The sequence below is a fragment of the Pseudomonas sp. AC463 genome, assembly GCF_979253585.1.
Window position 1 is genome coordinate 76321 of record NZ_CEEDDZ010000005.1, and the last position, 25376, is coordinate 101696.

At 55.3% G+C, this 25376-nt stretch carries 20 protein-coding genes and 1 tRNA gene; 8 read left to right on the forward strand and 13 right to left on the reverse strand.

Features of this window, described 5'->3' with window-relative positions; all coding sequences use genetic code 11:
* Window positions 1–1010 precede the first annotated feature (1010 nt).
* The 3 genes from AC0IYH_RS07635 (at window position 1011) to AC0IYH_RS07645 (ending at window position 5171) form a co-directional block, all read left to right on the forward strand.
* A complete protein-coding gene (locus AC0IYH_RS07635) occupies window positions 1011–1271 on the forward strand; it encodes a DUF3630 family protein (protein WP_471833689.1) in 261 nt (86 codons plus the stop codon).
* A 544-nt stretch (window positions 1272–1815) separates the two neighbouring features.
* On the forward strand, window positions 1816–2916 hold the full coding sequence (locus tag AC0IYH_RS07640; protein WP_457409257.1) for a metallophosphoesterase family protein: 1101 nt from the start codon (window positions 1816–1818) through the stop codon (window positions 2914–2916).
* A 101-nt stretch (window positions 2917–3017) separates the two neighbouring features.
* A complete protein-coding gene (locus AC0IYH_RS07645; protein WP_457409254.1) occupies window positions 3018–5171 on the forward strand; it encodes a hypothetical protein in 2154 nt (717 codons plus the stop codon).
* A gap of 351 nt (window positions 5172–5522) precedes the next feature.
* On the opposite strand, the gene AC0IYH_RS07650 is transcribed toward AC0IYH_RS07645, so the two are convergent.
* From AC0IYH_RS07650 to AC0IYH_RS07700, 11 genes are all read right to left on the reverse strand, one after another.
* Window positions 5523–7262, reverse strand: a complete 1740-nt coding sequence (locus AC0IYH_RS07650) for an ATP-dependent nuclease (RefSeq protein ID WP_471833691.1) — start codon at window positions 7260–7262, stop codon at window positions 5523–5525.
* Between the two features lie 462 nt (window positions 7263–7724).
* A complete protein-coding gene (locus AC0IYH_RS07655; RefSeq protein ID WP_457409318.1) occupies window positions 7725–7904 on the reverse strand; it encodes a hypothetical protein in 180 nt (59 codons plus the stop codon).
* Between the two features lie 94 nt (window positions 7905–7998).
* A complete protein-coding gene (locus AC0IYH_RS07660; protein WP_457409249.1) occupies window positions 7999–8841 on the reverse strand; it encodes a coiled-coil domain-containing protein in 843 nt (280 codons plus the stop codon).
* Between the two features lie 98 nt (window positions 8842–8939).
* Entirely contained in the window at window positions 8940–11828 is a 2889-nt protein-coding gene (locus tag AC0IYH_RS07665; protein WP_471833693.1) for a DUF927 domain-containing protein, read from the reverse strand.
* Window positions 11825–12097, reverse strand: coding sequence for a DUF3077 domain-containing protein (locus tag AC0IYH_RS07670; protein WP_471833694.1), 273 nt, complete (start codon window positions 12095–12097; stop codon window positions 11825–11827). Before AC0IYH_RS07670 ends, AC0IYH_RS07665 begins: the two co-directional genes overlap by 4 nt.
* Window positions 12094–12378, reverse strand: coding sequence for a hypothetical protein (locus AC0IYH_RS07675; RefSeq protein WP_471833696.1), 285 nt, complete (start codon window positions 12376–12378; stop codon window positions 12094–12096). Before AC0IYH_RS07675 ends, AC0IYH_RS07670 begins: the two co-directional genes overlap by 4 nt.
* A gap of 527 nt (window positions 12379–12905) precedes the next feature.
* Window positions 12906–13211, reverse strand: a complete 306-nt coding sequence (locus tag AC0IYH_RS07680) for a hypothetical protein (RefSeq protein WP_457409245.1) — start codon at window positions 13209–13211, stop codon at window positions 12906–12908.
* Complete coding sequence (locus AC0IYH_RS07685; RefSeq protein WP_457409242.1) at window positions 13208–13468, reverse strand: helix-turn-helix transcriptional regulator; 261 nt, start codon at window positions 13466–13468, stop codon at window positions 13208–13210. The genes AC0IYH_RS07680 and AC0IYH_RS07685 overlap by 4 nt, the downstream gene beginning before the upstream one ends.
* A gap of 92 nt (window positions 13469–13560) precedes the next feature.
* The gene (locus tag AC0IYH_RS07690; protein WP_116079674.1) at window positions 13561–13809 is read right to left on the reverse strand and encodes a helix-turn-helix domain-containing protein; all 249 of its coding nucleotides are present in this window, start codon (window positions 13807–13809) and stop codon (window positions 13561–13563) included.
* 490 nt (window positions 13810–14299) lie between these two features.
* Window positions 14300–15535 carry a tyrosine-type recombinase/integrase gene (locus AC0IYH_RS07695; protein WP_122737031.1) on the reverse strand — a complete coding sequence of 412 codons (1236 nt, stop codon included), beginning with the start codon at window positions 15533–15535 and terminating at the stop codon, window positions 14300–14302.
* 167 nt (window positions 15536–15702) lie between these two features.
* A tRNA-Arg gene (locus AC0IYH_RS07700) sits at window positions 15703–15779 on the reverse strand.
* A gap of 371 nt (window positions 15780–16150) precedes the next feature.
* Here AC0IYH_RS07700 and gabD point away from each other — a divergent pair.
* From gabD to AC0IYH_RS07715, 3 genes are all read left to right on the forward strand, one after another.
* Complete coding sequence (gene gabD / locus AC0IYH_RS07705; protein WP_122757712.1) at window positions 16151–17593, forward strand: NADP-dependent succinate-semialdehyde dehydrogenase; 1443 nt, start codon at window positions 16151–16153, stop codon at window positions 17591–17593.
* Between the two features lie 182 nt (window positions 17594–17775).
* Window positions 17776–19053 (forward strand): 4-aminobutyrate--2-oxoglutarate transaminase, encoded by a 1278-nt coding sequence (gene gabT, locus AC0IYH_RS07710; RefSeq protein ID WP_471833699.1) that lies wholly within the window; start codon window positions 17776–17778, stop codon window positions 19051–19053.
* Between the two features lie 139 nt (window positions 19054–19192).
* Complete coding sequence (locus tag AC0IYH_RS07715) at window positions 19193–20401, forward strand: HDOD domain-containing protein (RefSeq protein ID WP_471833701.1); 1209 nt, start codon at window positions 19193–19195, stop codon at window positions 20399–20401.
* Between the two features lie 39 nt (window positions 20402–20440).
* Here the strand turns inward: AC0IYH_RS07715 and AC0IYH_RS07720 are convergent, their stop codons facing one another.
* Together AC0IYH_RS07720 and desA are read right to left on the reverse strand one after the other, a co-directional pair.
* Entirely contained in the window at window positions 20441–21442 is a 1002-nt protein-coding gene (locus AC0IYH_RS07720; RefSeq protein ID WP_471833703.1) for a sensor domain-containing diguanylate cyclase, read from the reverse strand.
* A gap of 188 nt (window positions 21443–21630) precedes the next feature.
* Complete coding sequence (gene desA, locus AC0IYH_RS07725) at window positions 21631–22815, reverse strand: delta-9 fatty acid desaturase DesA (RefSeq protein WP_116627618.1); 1185 nt, start codon at window positions 22813–22815, stop codon at window positions 21631–21633.
* Window positions 22816–22981: 166 nt separating this feature from the next.
* Between desA and dibA the strand changes: the two genes are divergently transcribed.
* Window positions 22982–24895: a phosphodiesterase DibA gene (gene dibA, locus AC0IYH_RS07730; RefSeq protein WP_471833705.1), complete on the forward strand. Its 1914-nt coding sequence runs from the start codon at window positions 22982–22984 to the stop codon at window positions 24893–24895.
* A gap of 238 nt (window positions 24896–25133) precedes the next feature.
* Window positions 25134–25316 (forward strand): sulfur starvation response protein OscA, encoded by a 183-nt coding sequence (oscA, locus tag AC0IYH_RS07735; RefSeq protein WP_010565387.1) that lies wholly within the window; start codon window positions 25134–25136, stop codon window positions 25314–25316.
* The last annotated feature ends 60 nt before the right edge of the window (window positions 25317–25376 follow it).

Consider the following 25376-nt stretch of genomic DNA (forward strand, 5'->3'; position numbering starts at 1 on the left):
CGAGTGTTTTGGGAAAACCGACTTTTCAACACAATCGACCCAAAGCAGCCATCCATGACAGGGTGCTTTCGGCCAGAAGCAGCCGATAGGATTAGACTACATCGAAGTCTTGTCAGAGATTATTTGTATGCTGATTGAGTGCCAAAGGTGCAGCCAAGGTTACGTTCGAGCAATGCGGGTGCGCTCCACAAATATTTTGCTGTGGGTGTGCGAAGAGTGTGAAGCAACGTGGACGAGCCAGGATGAGGTGAGTGCCAGTAATTTTGAAGACTACGGTACGTTAATGGCCGGCATTGGGCGCAGTTGTTTATGGTCAGAATTGGAGCCACAGTGAAAAATTCGTTACCGCTTACATTTCTGTCAAATGTCCGCTTTGGGTCGATCGCAGCTCTGTCTGCCAGGTTGCTATCGGCCAATAGCGGACGTTAGATCACCACAGGAATCGGCATGATCGACCATCCCTATAGAAAAGATGCGATCCGTGAATTGTCAGACACCGCATAGGCTTGCGACTGGAGCCCTTGGCATAGCCTGGAAAGCAACGCTAAGAACTCACCTTTGGCTGATTCAGACCAGTCATTGCCAAACCTGAGAGTCAGATGTATGGAAGTCACTGGATCTCCGCTCAGAGCTGACTCAACGAAGTAACAATCACCCGCGGCAAATGCACCTTGAGTCCCCCCTGGGAATACTAAATCCACAGAAGTGCTGACAGAGGCTGGAGACCCAATATCCTCCACACTCTCTACGGCAGCCAAGTCGTTTATGCTCAGGTCTGTAGGTCTCAAAATAATAATGTCGAAGCTCATGCGACTCTCCGTTTCTCTAATTTGGGCGAGGCATTCTATCAGTGACATGGCACTGCGCTTGAATCTTAGGGTATTTGGGCATCAACCCAACCGTGAGAAAAAGGTGAGCGTAGGTAACCCTGTCGACCGTGCTCTTTCGACCCATTGCGACCATTCGCAGGAGCCACCAGAATCGGGGGACTTCTGGTGGTGAGGTGACGCATGGTGAGGATTGAAGTATCAGAAGCAGCCGACTGGACGCTTTTCGAGGACGTGGCCCGGGTTCTTGAGCAAGGGCTGGGAGGTTGCTGGAAAGAGAGGCTCGATGGTCAAGACCAGCGCTACTGGGATCTGTTGGTAGATGAACACACGCTCACCCTGCACCTTGAACACTATTTAGGCATTTCAGTGGACATTCCCGATGGCACAGATGACATCGCTCGAAGAGTATGTGCGTTGCTCAAGCAGCCTCTTTGCGGGTAAGCCCGCTCCAACAAAGATCACATCTGATCTAGACGGCAGCAGTGGGTCGATTTCTGCCTGTAGCCACCGTCAGCTTTTGGCCGATCGCTGCCAGTCGCCACCGGCTGCGATCGGCCAGTAGCGCCCGTTCTCGGAGGACAGCTACCGGCCATAACAAGGTATTTAACAACCGTTACCCCAAGCTTCCGCCAAGGCCTCGCCGCAAGTGTTAGGTAGATAAACGAGCATGGAGAGATGCTAAGCCTGGTTGAATCTCGGAGTATCACGTGTATCAGGCGCCACCCTTTCACATAAGCTTCTGGGAGACAAAACGCATCCTTCAATTTTTCACAATGCTTTTCTGAGGCTTGGCAGACAGACCGTCCCCTAGCGCCCACCGACTCTCCACAGCGCGCTCTGAACAACGATGGCAATCAGGCATCATGAGCGATACTATGCCAAGCCTCAATTCGATTGAATTTTGCGTTATATGCCCGAAACCTACGACAGTTACGGACTGAGCGAAGGCAAGTAACAAGGAAATGTTTTTTTTAGGGGTGAGCTTATGGATACTGTTGCCACGTTCAGTTGGCTTCACGTTAGTGATCTACACGCAGGAATGAAGGATGCATCCCATCTCTGGCCGCAGATAAGAACGCAAATTCTAAAAGATTTAAGACGCCATCTCGTTGAACACGGAGCTATTGATTTAGTTGTGTTTTCCGGCGACTTGACCCAGATGGCGAAGGAAGAAGAGTTTGCAGCTGTTCTTAGCGATCTAAGGGAGTTTTGGGCGGTATTTTCTGAATATGAAACGTGCCCAAAACTGGTCGTCGTTCCCGGTAATCATGACCTGACTCGCCCCGCCGCAGACTGCTCCCTTCTAATGGCGGTCGAAAACTTTAGAAAAAGATCTAGTGTTAGGGATTCTCTAACAAAAGATGATGGCAGCGAATATAGAAAAGAACTGAATGCCGCTTTTTCTAACTATGAGAATTTCATCACTAGTCTAGAGAATAGTGAGATACCCCTTGCTGCAACTAGCAGAGGCATATTTCCGGGCGACTGCGCTGGCGTCATAGAAGTAAATGGGCTACGGGTTGGTATAGTTGGTTTAAGTAGTGCTTGGTCTCATCTAGAACAAGGCGATTTCAAAGGAAAACTAGAATTTTCCGACCTACAAGTCAACGCCGCTGTTGGTGGAGACATTGAGAAGTGGTCGTACGCGAACCATATCAATTTACTGGTTACCCATCATCCAAAAGATTGGCTAAATCCAGATGCTCTCAAAGACTTCCAGAATGAGATTAGTCCCTTAGGCCGTTTTGATGCTCACTTGTTCGGTCACATGCATGAATTGAGCACGAGGAGTTACGGATTCGGCGGCCAACAAGTGAAGCGAGAATACCAAGCAGCCTCGCTCTTTGGCTCCGAACGGGATTCTAACGGGACAATCACACGCCGGCATGGATTCTCTATCGCAAAGATTGACGCCGAAAGGGGATATTTGAGCGTCTGGCCACGAAAAGTTGATCGGATCAGTGCTGGTGGGTGGCGGGTAAATATTGACTTTGTCGAACTACCTGATGGCGGTGATGTAGCGGAAAGTCCAATCAAGCTCAGAGAGCTTGCCTTTAGCTCCAAAAAAAAAACTTTCAACGTCTGAGCAGTCGGCAATACGCTCTGGCTCCTGCTGCTCCACCGAACGAGTTCAGTACCAGTCGCTGGAGGAGCAAGCGCCATAAGCTTCCTATCCCCAAGCCTCATATGGAACTTGCTTTCCCTAAAACTGACTTTGATAACTTTGGTTGCATAGCCAAGAACGACAAGCTTACCTGGCTAGTCTCACCATGGGATATTGATGGGGAGGCATTTCTTTCCTGCGCTCAAAAGCAAAATCTGATTCCAGAACATTGCTACAGGATCGACTGTCATAAGCTAAACGACTTTCCATCCTTCATAGAGGCACTGCAAGCAGAGCTTGGGCTATCTGAATCCGAGCTACATTATTTACTTGCTCAAGAGCAAGAAACCGCCATAATTTTCGACCATATACAGTCCGGTAAATATTCCAGTGGTCTGAGCATATTTAGTGAGATTAGGAATTTTAGCGAAGCACTAGTTAAGCGTTGCTCAACTATTTCAGTTGTACTTAAAACGTCGCACGATATAGCGAATGCTGGACTAGAGCCAATAATATTAAAACCCATGGATGAAGTGGATTGTGGTCGCTATGTGCTCTCGCACCCACTCAGCTACCGAGTAAATGAGATCGATCTCGCCAGCGGCGAAATTTATCTCGTCACTAAAGGCTCATCGCTGGCTATTGATAGACTTCTAGATAAACTTGAGTACATGAACCTCACGGACATGGCAACGGAGACGTCTGAAGCTGCGTTAAATGATGTTTCGATTGAGGATATTCCGGAAGTCCTGGTACATCAGATGAGTCAGTTTGAGGGGCGCGAAGGCGACTACAGTATTGACCTGCTTAAGTGCCTAACAATTTTTCCATTCGGCGAAGATATTTCAAACCTAAAATATTTTTACAAAGATAAAGCAATTTATCCAAGAGTTGGTGGGCCTTTAGTAAAAGCTGGACTATCCGAAGGCCTCCGCTTCTTTATTTTTCGCAACGAACCAGCAGTGCTGCCTAAAGTAATCGTAGCAAAAAGTTTAGTCCAAGATTATCTAAGGCTACACATGACCAAAGAGGAATACGAAGGGCTTACCACTAACGCTCTCAATCTATACTTTGGCTCCGACTGGTCTATGGGGAAGCCTAAGCTAAACAGCAATTTCAATCTAGATAACTCTAACTATTCGACATATGCCATACGGAATGCAAACTGCCTACTTCGCAGGGTCTACAATGATGCAATTGCAGCTAAAATCCCTCGAAAAATCCAAGACAGCCTTACTTTGTTAAGTTATTACGTGCGACGATTAATTTCAGCCCATCAATACCGACACGTGATATCCCTGTGTCATGCTTTATATAAAAAATTACATTCTCAACGTGACAGCCACTTTGTAAAAGATATTCTTTATGCCTATGGTAAAAGCCTACGCATGGTGCGCGAGTTTCAACGATCCATTGAGGTTATGACCGAACTTCTGATGGCCAAAGTGCTGACCATTGAATTTGAAGCGAAGATCTACTCGGACATAGCCTTAAACTATGATGAGCAAAATGATAAGCTCAATGCATTAAGCGCAGCAAAAAAAGCTTTGGAATATAGAGATGAGGGGTCAATTTATTTTCACGCGCAAACTATCATTATCTGTAACAGCGACAAAGGAAATAAAGAGAAAAAGCTAAAAGACTTGAAAGCTAAAAGCAAAAACAAGCGTTGCTTCGTTGCTTCGAATAATATATCAATGCGTATACAGAGCATGTTCGGCGTCGATAATGACGCGCGAGAGACATTCATGTCAATTGCTGAGGCAGCAAAAAAAACAGGGGATATTTACAATTTTATTCGCGCAACAATTCGCTATTCGGCTGCAACTACCGCGGAGCATATTGCTCTATCCGAAAAGGAAATGAGTAACCTGTTCTTTGCATATCATGTGGTTTTCAGTCAGAGGCTCATTACTCTATTCAATGCCAGCCATGCAGCACTTTGGTCTGAATACGAAAGGCAGGGTGAAATACCTATGCTGATTTCCCTATTTAAACAGGGGTCATTTATATTTAGAGGGAATATCGACGAAGGGCGAGAAAGAGCGTATCTTTCTCGCTTATTAAACGGAGAACTAATACCCATGCAAGTACTTTTTTCCAATATAACGAGAGAGGACCGTGATTTCTTAATTGAGCGGGTTCGAGCTTTAAGGCTAGGTCGAGTAACAGAGAGCGGCGGAGCCTTTTCATTAATTCGAGAGGAAGTTGGAAGTCCGAAATTAGTTTTGACGTAACGCTTCGGCGGGGATATGTGCGATTCAGAGCTTTATGCAAAGAATACTGGAGCTGTCTGACCGAGTAAAACGGCCGCTCCTATCTACTCGATAAGTGTCTCATCATGCTGCGTGTTTACGTTAAATCTGAAATTTATTTGCCCGTCAGCAGATGTGGATTTCCATAGAAGCGCGATTTCTAGTCCGGTTTTAAGTAACTGTCGCGCTGAAAAACGTTTTTACACAGCCTCGGCCGATTGCTGCCTGTCGTGAGGGGCAGCAAGCGCCCAATAGCTGCCAGTCTAAGTCAACATGCGCTCGTGTAAATTACCCCTACCCATCGAGGAAGTTCATGGGTAAGGGCAGAGTACCTTACGCTACTAAGTCTTCGACTTTTTTCCATTCAATACAATTCTCTGGCTTTGGCTTGCCAGGATCCAAGAGGAAATCCAAAAGCTCCTTAACTTTGGCCGCCGCTTTGGGATCGTTTTGAATTTTCACGAACGCTCGATACGGCTTTTCGTCTTTTTCTTCACGTCCAAAAAGTGCTGTCTCAAAGCAGGTTTTACAAGCGATTAGTCGAATTTTTCCCTGCGCATGTTCCAGATCAAAAACCGATTGGATAGTTCTATTCATCCCCCAGGCAGGGTTAGCCTTTCCTTTGGCTGTCTCAGGTGCATCGGTGTCGTGCAAAATAGTGAACTGTTTAGAAAACTGAAGCAGCACTTTCGCGACTGAAGGGATAATACCCTTGCCGCGAGCGCGAATGATTTGCACATCCTTGTACTCATCGATATACATATCTCTTATTATAGAGAAAGCTGTATATTCAGTATCGCCTTCAACAATTACTTGTCGACCACCAAAGAAAAACTCATTAAGGTAAGGGTCGCAGATATTAAGCATCTTCAGATTTTTCTTGTCATCATTGTCCAGCTTTGCTCTCTCCGGGCGAAATAACGTGGTGCTTTCCACATTTTCATTCTCACCACGGAACACCCTAACTATTGTCGTGTTATCTCGAGATAGATCGATAAATATTGGCGAATGAGATGTAATCATTACCTGCCAATTACCGCTTTGCGGTAGGTCGTAAAGTACTGCGCGGGCCTCTCGAATAGCTGAAGGGTGCAAACAGATCTCTGGCTCGTCCATAAGCAAAACGTGTGGCCGAGCACCTTCGCCGTCATTTACTTCTGAAAGATACTTCAATGCCGCCCATAGTAGTGTTCGCCGGGCTCCGCTTCCCTGATTTGCGATGCCCGATAAGTATCCATCCTTTGGCCCCATTAACAGATCTGTAGTGGCCTTAAAGGGCGTATAAGCCTTTTCGATATCCATTTCAGGTTTAGCGTCAAACATGACATGATGATTGGGGAATAACTTGTCTAGATACTTGGAGATCTCGGCCTCAATTACTTTGACCTCCTTATCTGTCGCTGCCACTGCTTTTGTTTGCAAGTCTTTGATTTTTTCAATTACTAGTTCATAGTCGGATTTTTCTTGCTCAGGGTTGCTTTTTATTTTTATTAATTTATCTTTTAATAATGAAGTTATCAGTTTTGAAATTTCAGTGGCTTGGTCATCGGGAGAAGCGAAAGCATCAATCCTATGAGGTCTTGGCCTTTTTGAGTTGGCTATATTAGGCGCCCCCCAAGGGACTTGTTTATCCCAACTTCCTTTCTGGACGTCCCACCCTTGGCGAATAGGATCTTTGCCAGGGTTTTCCCAAGTCCATTGTTCCCGGACTAAATACTCGTTATTTGGCAGCAATCCTAGCCAGCGGTCTCCAGGGGCTTTATCAAAAACTATCGTCTGCAGTTCAATATTAGGAAGCTCTTTCACATCAACCATGCCGCTCGGAAAATCTTGAATAGTCAACTTTCCGTCGTTTGATCCATGAGACATAACTTTTTCATACGCTTTCAGAATGCTACTTTTTCCAGCATTGTTTGCACCAACGAGTACAACTATATCGTCAAGTTCTATTTCGACAGGTTCAGAGCCGATAGACCTGAAGTTTCTAATTATTAGTTTGTGTAGGCGTGGACGAGGAGAATCTGGTGTTGTTAAAGAAACTGCTTCCAAAACAGCTGCTTGTTGTTTTGCCATTTTGCAATCCTCAGATACGGTAGTGATCCAAGGCCACGTCTACGCTCCCTGTAGATCAACAGCGATCGTGGCTCCCCAGTCATCAATATGTCAATTTAATATCATTCACTGACCTTCCCATCCGTCGGGTAGGGCTTAGGAATCACGCCACATATTTTCGAGCTCGTGGTATGTCAGCTTTTGGCCTAGGCTGTGTAAAAAGGTTTTTGATCATGTCAGGTGCTCAAAACCGGACTGGAAATCGTGTTTCTACGCGAAATCCACATCTGCAGACGTGCCGATAAATTTCAGATTTAACGTAGACGCGGACACTTCAATTTTGGCGAAGCGCTTTTACACATTCTGGGCCGTCAGCGGTAATAGGCCCATAGCCTCCACAGATCAGACGCCGAGAAATCTGAAGCCTTGTTTGTAATGGGAGGATCTAGCGAAGCGAAAGCTGTTTAGGCTTCCGCTTTTTTATTATCCCTCCTTTCTTTTAAGCTGAAGATCAATGAAATCAAGTTCTGCCTTGATTGCATCAATCGTGAGCATCTCAACTTTAGTTTCTTTGATTCCTTTTGCGTTGAGCTTTTTCATTCCGGCCATGCCGACAATTATTCCGTTCAAATGCAGCTTTCGGGCCTTTAGGTAATCAGGCATCTGAGCACTGTTCAGTGGTGGTTTATTCATGGTTGGGCCGATGGTAGGACCGAAACAGCCTGCCTTTCTCAGGCTGCTTCGGGGAGGGATCAGGTTAGGCCGCCAGCAGGTCAAGCAGGCTGTGTTGGTGTGATCGTTCTGCAACTTCTCCGAAGGTCCAGCTTCCGAAGTTTTCACCTTGCTCAGGGATTTCCAGTTTCAGCAGCGCAACCGGATCACGATTAATCAGTTTGCGCGCAGCCCACAACTTGCCCCCGGTCTCTAACAGTGCTTTGGCGGCCTCATTCCATTGTTCTTCCAGAACAGTATTCGCCAGGTGAGCCGCTTTGTTCTCGATTTTGGTGCGTTCTTTTTGTGCCTCCGTGATGTGCAGGTCAATCGTCACCAACTCTTGCTCCAGAGCCGTGATGAGCAGCTGTTGGCGGCGGTGATGCTCAACCGCCGCCGTAAGGTTTTTTGCTGCCTTTTGAGCTTCGGCGTTAGCGGCTTTCTCGCCTTCCACATCGCCCCAGGCGACAGCCTGCGCATAAGCGGTGGCTGCGTCCGTTTCAGCTTGTCGAGCCTTTGCCATGTCTTCCTGATCGTTCTGGCGGACTTGCTGCAACCTGGTCTCGATGCTGCTTCGCTTTTCGTAAAGCTCCATCTCGTCGGCTTTCCAGTTCGCAATGCCGCTGAGGTAACCCGCAGCCAGGCTCTCACGGTTCGCCAGAGCCTCGAGGCGATCGATTTTTTGATTCAGGCGATAGATCTCATGATCTCGTGAGTCGATGCGTCTTTTGTGATCGTTGATTTCATCTTGCACTGCCCGTTGACGGCCCTGCTGAATAACCTCCGGGCTTTCCAGCGCCTCTTCGAAGGGAGCCAGGTCACCCTGAATGCTCTCCACTTCGAGGGACAGTTGGTCGCGGCGGTCTTTCAATTCTTGGATAGTGTTCATCTGTATTGTCTCTGGGTACTGCGGTTAAAAGGGATGGTTGTCGAGTGGCTGGCGAGGCCGGTAATGAGCCGGCGCTACCTCTATCAGCAGGCATGCCGTCAGGCGGCCTTGGCCTCGCCTTCATCCGTTCCTGGAACGGTCCTCACCACGTAGCAGCGTTGAGGCCCTAATCCGGGCAGGCGAATCAAGCTGTACGCCTTTCCGTCGGTTCCCGGCTCGAGCACGCCCCGTTGCAGCAGCTCCTTGTTCACCGCACTGATATTCATGCCCTTGAAGATTTCGGCCCTCCAGGCTTCTGGCAGCACGTAGTAGGTGTTGGTGGTGTGTAGGGCGTCGCCCATGCCGTGTTCCAGGGTCTTGCGAAAGCCCAACCGATCAATCGTGCGTGGGCCGTGTTCATCGATCTTGGCGGCGGCAGATTCCCAACGGGTAAAGCGGCTTTCTCCAAATCGCTCGATGACCTGACGTAAACGCGCCAAAATTGCATCGCCCTCGAAGTTACCGGCGCCGCCGCGTTCGGCCAGCCATGCATGCAGACATACCCGTGCGGCGGTCGTGGCAGTGCCATCCGGCCAGCCGGTGACGCCGAAGGCGGTGGCCAACTCTCCGGCCGCTGCAGCGAGGCCAAAGCGAAGGGCGGCACGCTGGGCCTGACCACTGGCCGAGGCGGGCAGGTTTTGGGTGATGAACTGCTCCACCGTGCGGCGAACGATCACCGACCACCTGAGCATTTCTCCAGGCGCACACAGTGCTTGCAGGAAGGCGGTGAGGGGCGTGCCGTAGTATTTGGCGACACGGGCCTTGAGCGCATCGGAGAGGGCAGCAGCATCCTCAAAACCATTCAGCACATCGAACATGCCGAGACCTTTACTAGCATCCGCTGGCACGGCGAGCATGCGCACCTCCATACCGGCTTTCAGCTCCTTGTTTGCGTCTGCCATGTGCTGCGCCAGCGTCTTCTCGCCGGTCGAGAGAAACAGCAAGCGCCACTCCTGCACCTGTCGGCCCGCTTGCCCTCGATCATTCGCCCGGGCCTTGCCGGTGCCGTTGCCGAGCATGTAGACCGTCTCGCCAATAATGCGCGGGTCGCACATGCCGATTTCATCCAGCACCAGGAGGCCGTCTGAGTGTGCAGCGGCGATTGACTCCAGGGCGTTATCGGTCGAGCGCCACGAACGCACCAGGCGCGGCCCTCCATAGACCGAAGCAGCGACCTGCAAGTGGGTCGTTTTGCCGCCGGAACTGTCGCCGTACAGGTGGAAACCGCCCGACTCATGTCCGAGCAGGTTCAGCAACGGCCCTGCAAAGGCCACAGAGACGACAAACGCCAAGCGGTGGTTGCCAACGCACAGTGCGCCTATTTGCTGCTGCCACTGCTCCAGAGAGCCCGCTTCGCTGATCGGTGGCAACTGCGCACCGGCTTCATAAAAATGCAGGTGTTCGGCGTGCGAGCCTATCTGTTGTTCGGGCAATAGAAACGCATTGTCATGCCAGCCCAAGCGCGTCACCAAGCGTGCGCGTTGGGCGCTATCGAAGCCGCCGAGGTAACTCTGCAGGTCATTGCGTGCGTTGCGTCCTGATCGGCTTCCCGCGAGGCGTAGGCCCATGTCGACCAGTGGACCGAGTACGTCCTTGCCGAAGTCGCCAGTCATGGTTCGGGCCGGAATGTTCCAGCGCTTTTTGGCGCCATCTGGGTCGTCGAACTCGACCAACAAACCCCAGTTGTGGCCCTTGTCGTCGCGAGTGCGTGCGATGATTTCCAGAGGCGAACACACAGGGCGCGCCTCACCATCATCACCGGAATAAAACACCCCTTCAGGCGTCAGGCGAAAGCCGCCCGGCAACAGATCATTTTTCGATTTCGCAGGTCGTTTGGCTTGTGCCTTAGCCTTCGGTTCTTTTGGTTCAGTGGGCTCAGCGACAGTGCCGAAGAACTCACCGCTGCGCACCAGCTCGGCGACGTGGGCAGCGGTCCAGCCTTTGGCTATCGCATCCGCTGCATCGTCACCGTCCGCCCATTTTCCACCCTTGATGAGCGTCGGCTTGCCGCCTTTGCTGCTGGGCTTGAGCTTGAACACGTCGAGCAAAATTCGTTGTATTGAGGCGACGCCCAGCTCAATCACCTTGAGCTCGATGGCGTCCATGCAGGCCTTGCCGCTGGCATCGTTATCCGGCCACAGCACAACGCTTCGCCCTTTGAGTGGTGTCAGATCGGCCTTGTGCCAAGAGTTGGAGCCGTTCGGCCAGCAGGTGGCTACATACTCCGGCATCAGTTCAGCAGCGGCGTCAGCAGCCTTTTCGCCTTCACACAGCACCACAGGCACGTCGGTACGCTGTGCCAGCTCATCCAGGCGCAGCAATGGCCGAGGTTCCGGCAACCCTTGCCAGCGCCATTGTGTGGTTTGCCCATCGGAGCGCTTGCACCAGGTCAGCGGTGCAAAGACCTTCCTCGGTTTGCCGTCTTCATCTGGGGCCAGGTCGAAGCGATACAGCGCCATGACCGGCTGACCCTGCGCGTCGCGATAGATCCACACCTTGGACGGAACACCGTGTTGCCGGTGTCTGGTTGGGCACTTGTTCATGGCCTCGGCCGGGATCGGTTGAATCGCGATCCACTCCGACGTTGCGTTCTTGGCCGGTGCGCTTTTGGTTGTCGCTAAACCAGCGGAAACGCTGAGCAGATCCGCCAGTTTTTTGCAGGCCTCAACGTCTGTGCCGCCATCGATGTAGCGCACGAGGTCTATCAGGTCACCGCCCTTATCGCCGGTGGCAAAATCCGCCCAGGTGCCTTTGCTCAAATTGACCTTGAGTGAGCCTGCTCGTTTATCTGTGCGCGTCGGGTTCGGTGCTGTGTATTCCTTGCCGCCATCAACGCGTTTGCCGTTCGGTAGCCAGTGAGCAAGCACACGGTCGATGTTCTTCAGGGCTGCGCCTTTTACGTCGGCAAAGCTCGGACGTTTTGAGGTGTTGCCGGTGCGCTGAGTCATGGTGCGATCCTCGACTCAAGCAACGCCTCGTTCACGTCGTCGATCAGTGCCTTTGCCATTTCGCCGAGGTAGAACGCAGGCCAACTAAAACGCTCGCTTGCATCGCTGATGGCAGCGTCGAGGATCAGTTGATTAGCGTGGTGCAGAATCTGAGAGACGGCTTCAAGTGCGTCTTCCAACGGGATACCGGCATTCACCCGAAACAGGTTCTGGCCGTTACCGTTGGCAGGGGAAAACTCGGAGCGTCCAAGTGTGCTGGAGTGGGTCACAGAGCACCGCCTTTCTGGCCCATCGGCACAGAGGAGGCATCACCGTACATGGTGAGTGTTTTGATCAAGCCCAAGGTGCCACGCACGTCCCAAATAACGGATGACAGCACGCGGTTGGAGAGCAGAGGTTTATCGCCGTCTAAGTGGTCCTCCAGCAGCATGAGAACGGAGTCGGCACGGTCGAGCGCACAGGTGATGGCGTCGATAGGCAGACCGGCTTCGGCGTCCGGGTTTACGCAGAGTAGATCCTCGGGCAGTGCAAAGCCTGGGAGCATGCTCATTGGGCACCCCCTGCGGCTTCCAGGGCGCGAGCCTTGGACATATGGGCGTTGTAACGGGAAAGGCGTGTAGCGAGGCTGGAGTTGGCGTGTAAAGCGGCGAGAGCCATTGCTCGATGAGCGGCGGCGCGAATTTTGGACGGATTGAGGGCAGGCATAGGTGACACTCCAAGTTTGAAGATGGAGCTGCCACTGATCGTCGCCAAACGAATTAGGGTGGCAGCTGTGCGCAGGTTGGCGAACCGGGAACTTGGAACCCGGCAGACCCGAAGGTCTCCCACGCACAGCTGCCATAACACGAAACGGCAGGCACAAAAAAAGCGCCTGCTGTCGGATGGGGCGCCTGTGCGCCAAGTAACTCGGGTCGCCAAACCCGGTCGCTGAATTTGCAGCGACGAGCAGAGGGTAACGTCCGTTTTTTGAAAGTGCAACTGTGCATATGGCTTGCGGATTTTTTCGATGCGGCATAAATTGATCAGGCATGTAGATTTACCTCAACGCCTCCGGTTGCCGCCGGGGGCGTTTTCGTTTCAGGCATTTGCTTGCCAGCGCAGGGAGAGCAGTGGGAGGAAGTCGCCGTCGAGGCAAGATCGTGCATCTTCGTAAGCGTCGATTTGTTGCCCTTCATCTACGATCACTGCACGCGGGGCTTCGTTGGGTACTGACAGTGCGCACCAGGTGCCGTCAGCCCATCGCATGACTAGAACTACTCGATTCAAGCGTTTTTGTTGCGTTCTGTGACGCTCAAAACGTTGCATCCACCGCGACGAGAAACCGACTTTTCTGAGTACAGAGAAGGGCTGCAAAATGGCCTTGTTAGCGACACGATTCGTCATGCCGCCACCCGGTCGCGGGCCGCGATACGCGCCCGTGTCCAATTCAAAATTTCGGCTAATACCCAAGCGACCGGAGCCCCACGCGCATTGCTGTCGGTGAGCTTCACCGCTTGCGGAAAGCCGCTCTCTGGCTGGTTCATAAGTTTGTAAACCGTTGCGCGGCCGATACCTGTCAGGGCTATAACTTGATTGATGCGTATCAGCGTGGCGGCCGGATCGAACTGTCCCAGTTCCGTATGAGGCGCGTTGAACGGCAAGCATGCGGATCCGCTAGGGGCCTTTTGGTGACTTTCTCGTGGAGTGGAGGGGGCAAGCCCCGCAACTTTTGCAGATTGCTTTGGGGCGCTCATCAGGTCCTGTCTCCAGCGGTTTTTGCAGGTGAGCGCAGTTGGGTTTCAAGCCACGCGACCACGTCTTGGGAGCGATAACGAACCCGAGACCCGGTTTTGATATAGGGAAGTGAGTTGCTGCGAGAACTTCGCCAGGCGGCAAGCGTTCGGCTGGACAGACCTAGTGCATTCGCGACTTGGTCGGTAGTGAGCAAACAAGCAGGGGTGAGAGAGGTGGTGGAGTGGTGTGAGGTGTCGTGAGGCTGCATAGCGCGTTTCCTGTCGTAGTTCGTACAGGCCCCAGCTATGTAAACGATTTTCTATTTTTTAAAAGTTTTATTTTTATAGCTTTCGGCGCGGGTTTTATGGATAAGGCAATTTAATTGAGCAAGATCGCAGCAAAGTTTCAGTTTTTTTCGGGGCTGTCCTACCTTGCCCTACTGGTTTTCTATACAGTTAAAAAACGGAAAGTGAGAAATGAAACCCAGTGAAGTCCCGACGAACGGTAGTCCCCTGATCCCCTTCTGGTAGTCCGATAACAGCGGCCCCTCCTCAGTGTGAGGCGACCAATAAGAGATGGCCGCCAGAGGTTTTGGGCGCCTTAGACGTAACACACTTTTGACGCGTAACACATGGTGTACGGATCTCTTTTAATACGTGTTACGCAATAAATATTCAATAAAATCAATTGGTTGGTCGGATGCGTAACGTGCGTAACACAAGTAACACCGATTTTTGATGGGTGTGGGGTTGGCGTATTCAGCCCGCCTTTCCAAACTGTCCCTGAATAATGTTGCCATCTACTAGCTCATCCAGATGATCTGCGTACCACTGCATCATCACTCTGCGCTGAGGCAGGTAAACCGCCTTGTTGTACACCCCTGCAATTCCTTCCTTTGCATGAGAGAGCTGAGCCTCAATGTGATTCTCGTCGAAACCCTGCTCATTAAGTATGGTGCTGGCGATATGGCGAAAGCCGTGGCCTGTTTGTCGACCGGCATATCCCAGTCTGCGGAGCGCCATTAGAAAGACGGTGTTACTCCGGGGGATTGTCCTGTCTTTCCTGCCTGGAAATAGGAGAGGGTATGCACCTGTCAGTGTTCGTAACTCAGTGAGCGCTTCGATGGCCTGTCGAGAGAGAGGCACCACATGTTCGCGACGACGTTTCATTCGCTCGGCTGGGATTGTCCATAGCTTTTTGGAGAGATCGATTTCTGACCAGCGCGCTTCTCGGATCTCGCTCGGGCGCGAGGCTAATAAGGAAAGCAAGCGAAGCCCTATACGAACGTCCTTTGCGTGAGGGTAGGAGTTGATCGCTCGAAGTAGCGCAGGCAGTTCTTCAATCGAAACGTGTGCATAGTTTTCAGCGCTACGTGATTGCAGGAATTTGCTGAGACCTTCAAGGGGGTTGTGGACGGCTCGTCCTGTTACGCGGGCCAGGTCATAGATCTCTTTGCAAAAGGCACGAACTCGGCCCATTTGTTCAATGATCCCCTTCTGCTCCATGCCACGTAGAAACTCCATCCATTCCAGGGGCAATATTTCTGTGTACACGCGCTTGCCGAAGACAGGGAACACATGAAGCTCCAGGGCTCCCAGTACTCGTCGGGACGTACCTGCTTCCCAGCTTGTGCGTCTGGCTTCAAACCACTCACGGCCTAACGCCTCAAAAGTGTTGTTGGCAGCAACCTGGTCGGCAACCTTGCGAGCTTGCTTGCTCACCAATGGATTTTTGCCGGTCGATGCGTCTTCCCGCAGTTGAGCTGCTTTCTGTCTCGCCAATGACCCACTGATATCGGGGTAGCCGCCGAGGCCCAGCCACGACCATTTCCCGTCTGGCTTTTTGTAGCGTAGCTCCCAGGATTTTTGCCCGTTAGGTTTCACCCGGAAGTACAGGCCATTCCCGTCCTGTTCACGATACGTAGCGTTCTCAGGCTCCAGGCCTGCAAGGGTGGTGTCTGCTAAGGGGCGGCGTTTGATTTCAGTGCGCTTCACTTCCTGTATGCCTCCAGTTATAGGAATCTCAAAGCATACACGTGGGCATACACGGCGGGAAGTTATAGGGGTAGACAGGGATGGATAGCCAGAAACAAGAAAGCCCGCACGGGGCGGGCTTCTTGGGGTGTTTCGTAGACTGTCTGAGACAGTCCTAGACTGCTATATGGTGCACCCGGCGGGATTCGAACCCACGACCCCTGCCTTCGGAGGGCAGTACTCTATCCAGCTGAGCTACGGATGCTTGTGCGGGCGACATCATACCCATGTCGACCTTGGGCGTCCATGCTGGTCTTTGGCCCTTTATAAGTAGGAATTTGCCCCACAGAGGCCCTGCGTCGGGCGCCGGTGAGCGATACGTTGGAACCCTGCCGAAACACGCTGATCCGAAAAATCCGGCAAATGCGCCGTTTTCGTTCTTTTTTTCGAACAGACTATTGCCCTGTACCCCCATTGATCCTAGGATTCGTTTGAGATTTCAAACGCTCTGTCTCCCGCGTGCTTATTCATTTCTCGCGCGCGCTGGGGCTGATTTCCCTGACGGCAGCCCACAAGGCGCCTTTCAACAACTCTAATTCGCTCCGCGTGCGCGCGGTGCTGTTAAGGAAAGCCGACATGCAGCTCAAAGATTCCCAGTTGTTCCGCCAACAAGCCTTTATCGATGGCGCTTGGGTCGATGCGGACAACGGCCAGACCATCAAGGTCAACAACCCTGCCACGGGCGAGATTCTCGGCACCGTGCCAAAGATGGGCGCCGCTGAAACCCGCCGCGCCATCGAAGCTGCCGACAAGGCCCTGCCGGCCTGGCGTGCACTCACCGCCAAGGAGCGCGCCAACAAGCTGCGCCGCTGGTTCGAGCTGCTGATCGAAAACCAGGACGACCTCGGTCGCCTGATGACCCTGGAGCAAGGCAAGCCGCTGGCCGAAGCCAAGGGCGAAATCGTTTACGCGGCCTCCTTTATCGAATGGTTCGCCGAAGAAGCCAAACGCATCTACGGTGATGTGATCCCCGGCCACCAGCCTGACAAGCGCCTGATCGTGATCAAGCAGCCAATCGGCGTGACCGCTGCAATCACCCCGTGGAATTTCCCGGCCGCCATGATCACCCGTAAAGCCGGCCCGGCCCTGGCCGCCGGTTGCACCATGGTGATCAAGCCCGCCTCGCAAACCCCGTTCTCGGCCCTGGCCCTGGTTGAGCTGGCGCACCGTGCCGGTATCCCGAAAGGCGTGTTGAGCGTGGTCACCGGCAGCGCCGGCGACATCGGAGGCGAGCTGACCAGCAACCCGATCGTGCGTAAATTGTCCTTCACCGGCTCGACCGAAATCGGTCGCCAGCTGATGGCCGAATGCGCCAAGGACATCAAGAAAGTCTCGCTGGAGCTGGGCGGCAACGCGCCGTTCATCGTGTTCGACGACGCGGATCTGGATAAGGCCGTCGAAGGCGCGATCATCTCCAAGTACCGCAACAACGGCCAGACCTGCGTGTGCGCCAACCGCCTGTACATTCAGGATTCGGTGTACGACGCGTTCGCCGAGAAACTCAAGGTGGCCGTGGCCAAGCTCAAGATCGGCAACGGTCTGGAAGACGGCACCACCACCGGCCCGCTGATCGACGAAAAAGCCGTGGCCAAGGTGCAGGAACACATCGCGGATGCCCTGAGCAAAGGTGCCAAGCTGTTGGCCGGTGGCAAGGTGATGGAAGGCAACTTCTTCGAGCCTACAATCCTGGTCGACGTGCCGAAAAATGCCGCAGTGGCGAAGGAAGAAACCTTCGGCCCATTGGCGCCGCTGTTCCGCTTCAAAGACGAAGCCGAAGTGATCGCGATGTCCAACGACACCGAGTTCGGCCTGGCGTCCTACTTCTACGCCCGCGACCTGGGCCGTGTGTTCCGTGTGGCCGAAGCCCTGGAATACGGCATGGTTGGCGTCAACACCGGGTTGATCTCCAACGAAGTGGCGCCGTTCGGCGGCATCAAGGCCTCGGGCCTGGGCCGTGAAGGCTCCAAGTACGGGATCGAGGATTACCTGGAAATCAAATACCTCTGCCTGGGCATCTAAGCTCGGCGCGGGATTGCAGCAAACGCAGAGGGCACGAGAGCGCTGTCCCTTTGCGTGTTTCAAGACGTTATTCGTAGTGGCCGGGAAAGCTGTGGCAGTCGATCATCGCATGCTGCCGTAGTTGCCTCCCCGCCACGTATTCCTTGGACCACGCCACCCGATGAGTGGCGAATGAGGACTTTATGAGCAAGACCAACGCATCCCTGATGAAACGCCGCGAAGCCGCTGTACCGCGCGGTGTTGGCCAGATCCACCCGATCTTCGCCGAGTCGGCCAAGAACGCCACCGTGACCGACGTTGAAGGTCGCGAGTTCATCGACTTCGCCGGCGGTATCGCCGTGTTGAACACCGGCCACGTGCACCCGAAAATCATTGCCGCCGTGACCGCGCAACTGAACAAGCTGACTCACACCTGCTTCCAGGTGCTGGCCTACGAGCCGTACGTGGAACTGTGCGAAAAAATCAACGCCAAAGTCCCAGGTGATTTCGCCAAGAAAACCCTGCTGGTCACCACCGGTTCCGAAGCCGTCGAAAACGCCGTGAAAATCGCCCGTGCCGCCACTGGCCGTGCCGGCGTGATCGCCTTCACCGGCGCCTACCACGGCCGCACCATGATGACCCTGGGCCTCACCGGCAAAGTCGTGCCTTACTCGGCCGGCATGGGCCTGATGCCAGGCGGCGTGTTCCGCGCGCTGTTCCCCAACGAACTGCACGGTGTGAGCGACGACGATTCCATCGCCAGCATCGAACGCATCTTCAAGAACGATGCCGAGCCGCGTGATATCGCTGCGATCATCATCGAGCCGGTGCAGGGCGAAGGCGGTTTCTACGTCGCGCCTAAATCCTTCATGAAGCGCCTGCGCGAACTGTGCGACAAGCACGGCATCCTGCTGATCGCCGACGAAGTGCAAACCGGTGCCGGCCGTACCGGTACCTTCTTCGCCATGGAACAGATGGGCGTTGCTGCCGACCTGACCACCTTCGCCAAATCCATCGCCGGCGGTTTCCCGCTGGCTGGTGTGTGCGGCAAGGCCGAATACATGGACGCCATCGCCCCAGGCGGCTTGGGCGGCACCTACGCCGGTAGCCCGATTGCCTGCGCGGCTGCGCTGGCGGTAATGGAAGTGTTCGAAGAAGAGCGCCTGCTGGACCGCTGCAAGGCTGTCGGCGAGCGCTTGGTGACTGGCCTGAAAGCCATTCAAGCCAAATACCCGGTGATCGGCGAAGTGCGTGCGCTGGGCGCGATGATCGCGGTCGAGCTGTTCGAAGGTGGCGACAGCCACAAGCCGAACGCCGCAGCCGTGGCTGCCGTGGTGGCCAAGGCGCGTGACAAGGGCCTGATCCTGCTGTCTTGCGGTACCTACGGCAACGTGTTGCGCGTACTGGTCCCGCTGACCTCGCCGGACGAGCAACTGGACAAAGGCTTGGCGATCATTGAAGAGTGCTTCTCCGAGCTGTAATCGGAAGCTGATCTGATCGACAGAAAAAACCCGCTTCGGCGGGTTTTTTTGTGCCCATTGCCGCACATTCAGGTGTTGTTCATTGTACGTAGGCGCCGCCATTGTCTATGGTGCAAAGATTGCCGATGGAGCGTGCTGGATGACTGCTGTTGATTTGCCGGCTGTACCCCGAGTATTGATTGCCGAGGCGGACCCTTGGTCGCGGGACCTGCTCAAGCAAGTGCTGTTGAATGTGCGCTGCGATGCGCGGCTGGATGTGTGTGCCGACGGTCAGCAAGCCGCCACGCTGCTGCGCGAAAAAACCTACGACCTGATCCTGGCGGATTGGGAGTTGCCGGGCATCGATGGCCTGAGCCTGCTGCGCAACGTGCGCCAGACGCGTCGCTCGCCGTTGCTGCCGTTCATTCTGCTGAGCAGTCGCAATGACAGCGCCAGCGTGCGCGAAGCCTTGCCCCTGGCGCCCACCGCGTACCTGACCAAACCCCTGAACATGGAAAGCCTGACCCAGCGCTTGCAAGACTTGCTGCTGAACGAAGGCGAAAACGTGTATTGCGAGATTCCGCCGCTGGCGCCGGGCATGACCTTGCCGGTGTTCCTGGAGCGCCGCCGCGATGCCTGCGACGGTGCGCCGTTGCGGGTCGACGTGAAAGCCGCCGTGCAATACAGCCTCGGACCCGAGGGCTTGGACCTCAAGCGCCTGGAAGACCGCGTGCGCATGGACCCGCAAATTACTGCCGTATTGATCGCCGCCGCCAACAGCGCCGGTCACCATGGCTCTCCGGTGCAGACGCTGCCTGCGGCGCTGCACAAGCTGGCCGCCGGGCAAAGCATGAACCTGATCCTCGGCCTGGCCCTCAAGCACAATGTGGTGCTGGGCGATCCGGGGCTGGTGGCGTATGCCGAGCGTTACTGGCAGTTGTCCCAGGACACCGCCGACTACGCTCGCCGCCTGGCGCGCATGCTGGAGCTGGACCACGAGCGCTGCTACAGCGCCGGCATCCTGCATCGGTTGGGTGATCTGGCCTTGCTGCGTTGCCTGGAAGACTGGCGCCAGGGTGGCGGGGCGCTGGATGACGAAGCGATCGGCGAGTCGCTCTCCACCTTTGGCGCCGCCTACGGCTCGGCGCTGCGCGCGCGCTGGCGTTTGCCGTTGGAGCTGCGCCAGTTGATCGCGGCGATTTATTCCCTGGAGGGCGGGGTGTATGCGCGGGATGCTCTGGTGGTGAATTTGGCGGCGCAGATGGCGCGGTTGACCGAGCACGAAGGCCTGGAGGCGCTGGCGGCGGGCAAGACTGCGCGGTTGCTCAAGGTTGGGTTGGCGGAGCTGACGCGGGTGCGCAAGGCCTAGAAAACACCGCCCCTCCCACATTTGCCCGGTGTATAGCCTTTAGCCCGCAACTACCCGGTTCTTGCCCAGCCGCTTGGCCTCGTACATCGCGGCATCGGCCCGCGCAAACAGGCTGTCCAGGGTCGAGTCGGCTTCGGTGAGGCTGGCCAGGCCCTGGCTGATGGTCACGCTGAATGCCTGGCCTTCAAAGCTGAAGCTCAGCTCCTGAATCTCCTTGCCCAGGCGCTCGGCCACTTGCAGCGCCATCTCGGGCGCACAGCCCGGCAGTACCGCAGCAAACTCTTCGCCGCCAATGCGCCCGAACAGGTCGCCACGGCGCAGTACGCCCCGACCGCTCTCGGCGATGCGCCGCAGCACCTGGTCGCCCTCCAGGTGGCCGTAGGTGTCGTTGACGTCCTTGAAGTCATCGATGTCCAGCAGCAGGAAGGCCAGCGGCGCGCCTTGGGCACACGCGGTGTCGAACGCCTGGTTGGCGCATTCGAAGAAGTGCCGGCGGTTGCTGCTCTGGGTCAGCACGTCGGTGGTCGCGAGGCGATGCAGCTCCAGCTCCAACTGCTTTTTTTCGGTGATGTCCTCGGCCATACCGACGACGATCAACGGCTCGCCGGGTTCGACCTGCTGGTTGATGTAGCACTTGTCGCTCAGCCAGCGGATCTGCCCGTCGGCGGTGATGATGCGGTACTCGCGGTCTTCCACCGAGCCTTGCTCCAGCACGCGGGCCAGGCTGTGTTCGGCGTAGTCGAGGTCTTCGGGGTGAATGCTGTTGCGCCATTCCCGATGGTCGGCCAGCAGCAGGCCGGCGGAACGGCCGAATATTCGCTCGTAGGCCGGGCTCACATACAGCACGCGGCGCGTTTGCCAATCGATGGCCCAGAGCACCGCATTCACGCTGACCAGCAACGAACTCAGCAGTTGCTCACGCTCGCTCAACCGCTCGACTTCACCTTGTGCATGCACCAGCGCCAGCAGGGTTGCAGCCGCAGCCGGACGCTGGTTTTCAGCGACAGGGGGATCGGGCGAGTAGGGATTTTCGTGAACCATCGGCACAACTCTCTCTGGGCGGGCCGCAGGATGGAGCAGCGGTCACTACAAGGGGCCACCATGATGGCGAAGTGTTCATTGAGAGAGGCGAATTGCAGTGAAGTTCCGTCAACGGTACCGATTGGCGGTGCCCGGTAAATGACGTCAAAAAGCCGCTGGGTGGGAGGGCGAGCCCTCCCACGGCAGGGTCAGACCGCTGCAGGACGCAGGGAATAGGTCTTCAATTGGTGGGCAAAATCCCGCAAGGACTGGATGCCGCTGGCCTCCGCCTCGTGCACCCATTCCTTGATGGCCGCCAGCATATCGTGGCCATTGGTGCTGGTCTTGAGCCAGATCTGCTGCAGCGCCAGGCGCTTCTCGTAGATCACTTTCAGGGCCTGGCTGTGTTCCAGCATGCTTTGGATGCGCAGGTGATGGCGGTCATCCAGCAGGCTGGTTTCACGCGACAGCAGGCGCTTGGCACGGTGGAACTGGTGACGCACCGAGTGATCGACCTTTTCCAGCTCCTGCTTGACCAGCGGGCCGATCACCAGCTTGCGATACTGGGCCATGATCTGGAAGCGATTGTTGAGGATCGCCATGGCGGTGTCCATGTCCAGGTGGCCCTTGCCCTCGACGCGGTGGGCAATCGGTGCGACGCGCTGCACCTTGGCCAGGCGCAGGAAGCTGAACACCTTGATCCACGCCCAACCCAGGTCGAACTCCCACTTTTTCACCGACAGCTTGGCCGAGTTGGGGTAGGTGTGGTGGTTGTTGTGCAGCTCTTCGCCGCCGACGATGATGCCCCACGGCACGAGGTTGGTGGCGGCGTCGCGGCATTCGAAGTTGCGATAGCCCACGGCATGCCCCAGGCCATTGATCACGCCGGCGGCCCAGAACGGGATCCACATCATCTGGATCGCCCAGATGGTGATGCCGATGGTGCCGAACAGCAGCAGGTCGATCACGCCCATGATCGCCACGCCCAGCAGCGGGTAGGGGGTGTAGAGCTTGCGTTCGATCCAGTCGTCCGGGCAGTTCTTGCCGTAGATGCGCAGGGTCTCAGGGTTCTCTGCTTCGGCGCGGTACAGCTCGGCACCTTTGCGCAGCACCGTGGACAGGCCCTTGATCACCGGGCTGTGCGGGTCATCGACGGTTTCGCATTTTGCGTGGTGCTTGCGGTGGATGGCGGTCCACTCGCGGGTGTTCTGCGCCGTGGTCAACCACAGCCAGAAGCGGAAGAAGTGTTTCAGGCCGGCATTCAACTCCAGGGAGCGATGGGCTGAATAGCGATGCAGATAAACCGTGACCCCAACGATGGTCACGTGGGTCATCAACAGAGTGACCGCCACCAGTTGCCAGGCTGACAGGTCAAGAAAACCGTTGTACCACATAGGCTGTATGGCCCTCAGATAAAGAAAAGAACAGCTCACGCATTATCACTAAGCCTACACAGAAAACCAGCCGCCCTTTCAGATAGGAGTGACGGGATGTTTCTTATTCTATAATCCTCAGCCTTTGTAGGGCGATCGTGTTTTTTGGTTAAGGATTACTGAGCTTATGGCGTTTTCATACCGAGGTGCCCTGCGTGCGGGGCTGGTATACCTGCTGGTTTCGATTGTGTGGCTCAGGCTCAGCAACCATTTATTGATCAACTTTCTCGATGACCCGCGGGAGTTGGGGCACTGGCTGCAGGTGCGCGGGTACGTTTGGGTGGCCTTCAGCGCGTTGGCGATTTACCTGATGGGCGTGCGTTTTGCCCGCGCCCACCAGCTGCAGCAACCGCTCAAGGAGAACCGCGAGCGCCTGCGCCAGGCGGCTGCGGTGTTCGACAGCACCCGCGAAGGCGTGCTGGTCACCGATGCCCAGGGGCTGATCGTGCACGTGAACCGGGCGTTTATGGCGATCACCGGTTATCAGCGCGAGGATGTCATGGGCCAGCAGCCCAGCCTATTCAAGTCCGGGCGCCATTCGTCGAATTTTTACCAACAGATGTTCCAGAGCCTGGAGCGCACCGGCGAATGGAGCGGGGAAATCTGGAACCGGCGCAAAAGCGGTGAAATTTACCCACAGTGGCAAACCATCCGTGTGATCCAGGATGACCAGGGCCACGTCAGCCACTACGTCGCGGTGTTTTCCGATATCACCGCGATCAAGAATTCCGAGCACGAACTGGCCCACCTGGCCCATCACGACCCCCTGACCGACCTGCCCAACCGCCTGCTGTTCAGCGACCGTGCCGAGCAGGCGCTGGCTTCGGCGCAACACCACAAGCGCGGCTGCGCCCTGTTGTTGCTGGACCTGGACCATTTCAAGATCATCAACGACAGCCTCGGCCATAACGTCGGCGACCAGTTGCTCAAGCTGGTGGGCGAGCGGCTCAAGGGCTTGCTCGGCCCCGGCGTGACCCTGGCGCGGCTGGGTGGAGATGAGTTCGCGGTGCTGGCGGAAAGTTGTCCACAGGTAGGGCAGGCGGCGGCCTTGGCGCAACGCATGCTGGAGGCGATGAAGCAGCCGTTCATTTTTGACGGTCACCAACTGTTTATCAGCGCCAGCATCGGCATCAGCCTGTTCCCCAATGACGCCTTGAGCGCCGAGCAACTGCTGCGCAACGCCGATTCCGCGCTGTTCAAGGCCAAGAGCGCGGGCCGCGAGGGCTACGCCCTGTACACCGAAGAACTCACCGCCCACGCGCAGAACCGCGTGGAAATCGCCAGCGAGCTGCGCCGCGCCCTCGACCAGCAGGAATTGCGCGTCTTCTACCAACCTGTGCACGACCTGCACACCAGCCGCCTGGTCGGCGTCGAAGCGTTGGTGCGCTGGCAGCACCCGGAGCGTGGGCTGGTGCCTCCGGGCGAATTTATCCCCATCGCCGAGCGCACCGGCTTGATCGCCGATATCGATGGCTGGGTGATGGACCACGCCTGCCGGCAGATGTGCCAGTGGCTGGCCGATGGCGCGCCGTTGGGTTTTATTGCGATCAACGTATCCAGCCGCCTGTTTGCCCGGCGCGAACTCTACGAGCAAGTCGCCCAGGTGCTGCACGACACCGGCCTGGACCCAGCCTTCCTGGAGTTGGAAGTCACCGAAAGCGCGGTGATGGACGACCCGGAAGTGGCCCTGGAGCAACTGCACCGCCTGCGCGAACTGGGCTTGCGCCTGGCCATCGACGATTTCGGCACCGGCTATTCCTCGTTGCTACGCCTCAAGCGCTTGCCGGTGCAGAAACTCAAGATCGACCAGGGCTTCGTCGCCGGCCTGCCGTGGGACGAAGACGACGCGGCGATCGTGCGGGTGGTGATCGCGTTGGCCAAAAGCATGGGCATGCAGGTGCATGCCGAGGGGATCGAGCAGGTGGAGCAGGCGCGGTTTCTGCTGGAGCAGGAGTGCGATCTGGGGCAGGGGTATTGGTTTGGGCGGCCGATGCCGGCAAATGAATTGGATTGGTCACGGGCGCCCACAATCCAGACCTGAAATGAAGGCAAATGTGGGAGGGGGCTTGCCCCCTCCCACATTTGAAATTCACAGGGCTTTATTTCGTTGCCCGAGCACGAAACCCGCGCGCAACCCCACGTCCCACCAGAAAATTCTTTCTGGTTATATAAACATTCTTAAATAGTATTTTTAAGAATATCCGCGCTTATCTACTATCGCCCTCACGCCGCAAGCAGTGCCGCCACTGCGAGGCACTATTCATTTCAGGAGCGAGACCATGAGCGCATCTCTACGTAGCGTCGACGGCCAGGACGAAGCAGCCATTTTGCGTGAGATCCAGAGCGCCCTGCGCGATCTGCGGTTTGGCGCGGTGGAAATCACTGTGCATAACGCGCAAGTGGTACAGATCGAACGCAAAGAAAAATTCCGTTTGCAGAACCCGGGCAACAAACCGGCGTAAGCACCAACGGCGATTCGCATGCTAGACCCGCAACTATAAGAAAAAGCCAACACCCCAGAA

Coding starts and splice junctions, on each gene's coding strand:
- AC0IYH_RS07635 (WP_471833689.1), top strand. CDS start 1,011: ATGGTGAGGATTGAAGTATCAGAAGCAGCCGACTGGACGCTTTTCGAG.
- AC0IYH_RS07640 (WP_457409257.1), top strand. CDS start 1,816: ATGGATACTGTTGCCACGTTCAGTTGGCTTCACGTTAGTGATCTACAC.
- AC0IYH_RS07645 (WP_457409254.1), top strand. CDS start 3,018: ATGGAACTTGCTTTCCCTAAAACTGACTTTGATAACTTTGGTTGCATA.
- AC0IYH_RS07650 (WP_471833691.1), bottom strand. CDS start 7,262: ATGGCAAAACAACAAGCAGCTGTTTTGGAAGCAGTTTCTTTAACAACA.
- AC0IYH_RS07655 (WP_457409318.1), bottom strand. CDS start 7,904: ATGCCTGATTACCTAAAGGCCCGAAAGCTGCATTTGAACGGAATAATT.
- AC0IYH_RS07660 (WP_457409249.1), bottom strand. CDS start 8,841: ATGAACACTATCCAAGAATTGAAAGACCGCCGCGACCAACTGTCCCTC.
- AC0IYH_RS07665 (WP_471833693.1), bottom strand. CDS start 11,828: ATGACTCAGCGCACCGGCAACACCTCAAAACGTCCGAGCTTTGCCGAC.
- AC0IYH_RS07675 (WP_471833696.1), bottom strand. CDS start 12,378: ATGAGCATGCTCCCAGGCTTTGCACTGCCCGAGGATCTACTCTGCGTA.
- AC0IYH_RS07680 (WP_457409245.1), bottom strand. CDS start 13,211: ATGACGAATCGTGTCGCTAACAAGGCCATTTTGCAGCCCTTCTCTGTA.
- AC0IYH_RS07690 (WP_116079674.1), bottom strand. CDS start 13,809: ATGCAGCCTCACGACACCTCACACCACTCCACCACCTCTCTCACCCCT.
- gabD (WP_122757712.1), top strand. CDS start 16,151: ATGCAGCTCAAAGATTCCCAGTTGTTCCGCCAACAAGCCTTTATCGAT.
- gabT (WP_471833699.1), top strand. CDS start 17,776: ATGAGCAAGACCAACGCATCCCTGATGAAACGCCGCGAAGCCGCTGTA.
- AC0IYH_RS07715 (WP_471833701.1), top strand. CDS start 19,193: ATGACTGCTGTTGATTTGCCGGCTGTACCCCGAGTATTGATTGCCGAG.
- AC0IYH_RS07720 (WP_471833703.1), bottom strand. CDS start 21,442: ATGGTTCACGAAAATCCCTACTCGCCCGATCCCCCTGTCGCTGAAAAC.
- desA (WP_116627618.1), bottom strand. CDS start 22,815: ATGTGGTACAACGGTTTTCTTGACCTGTCAGCCTGGCAACTGGTGGCG.
- dibA (WP_471833705.1), top strand. CDS start 22,982: ATGGCGTTTTCATACCGAGGTGCCCTGCGTGCGGGGCTGGTATACCTG.
- oscA (WP_010565387.1), top strand. CDS start 25,134: ATGAGCGCATCTCTACGTAGCGTCGACGGCCAGGACGAAGCAGCCATT.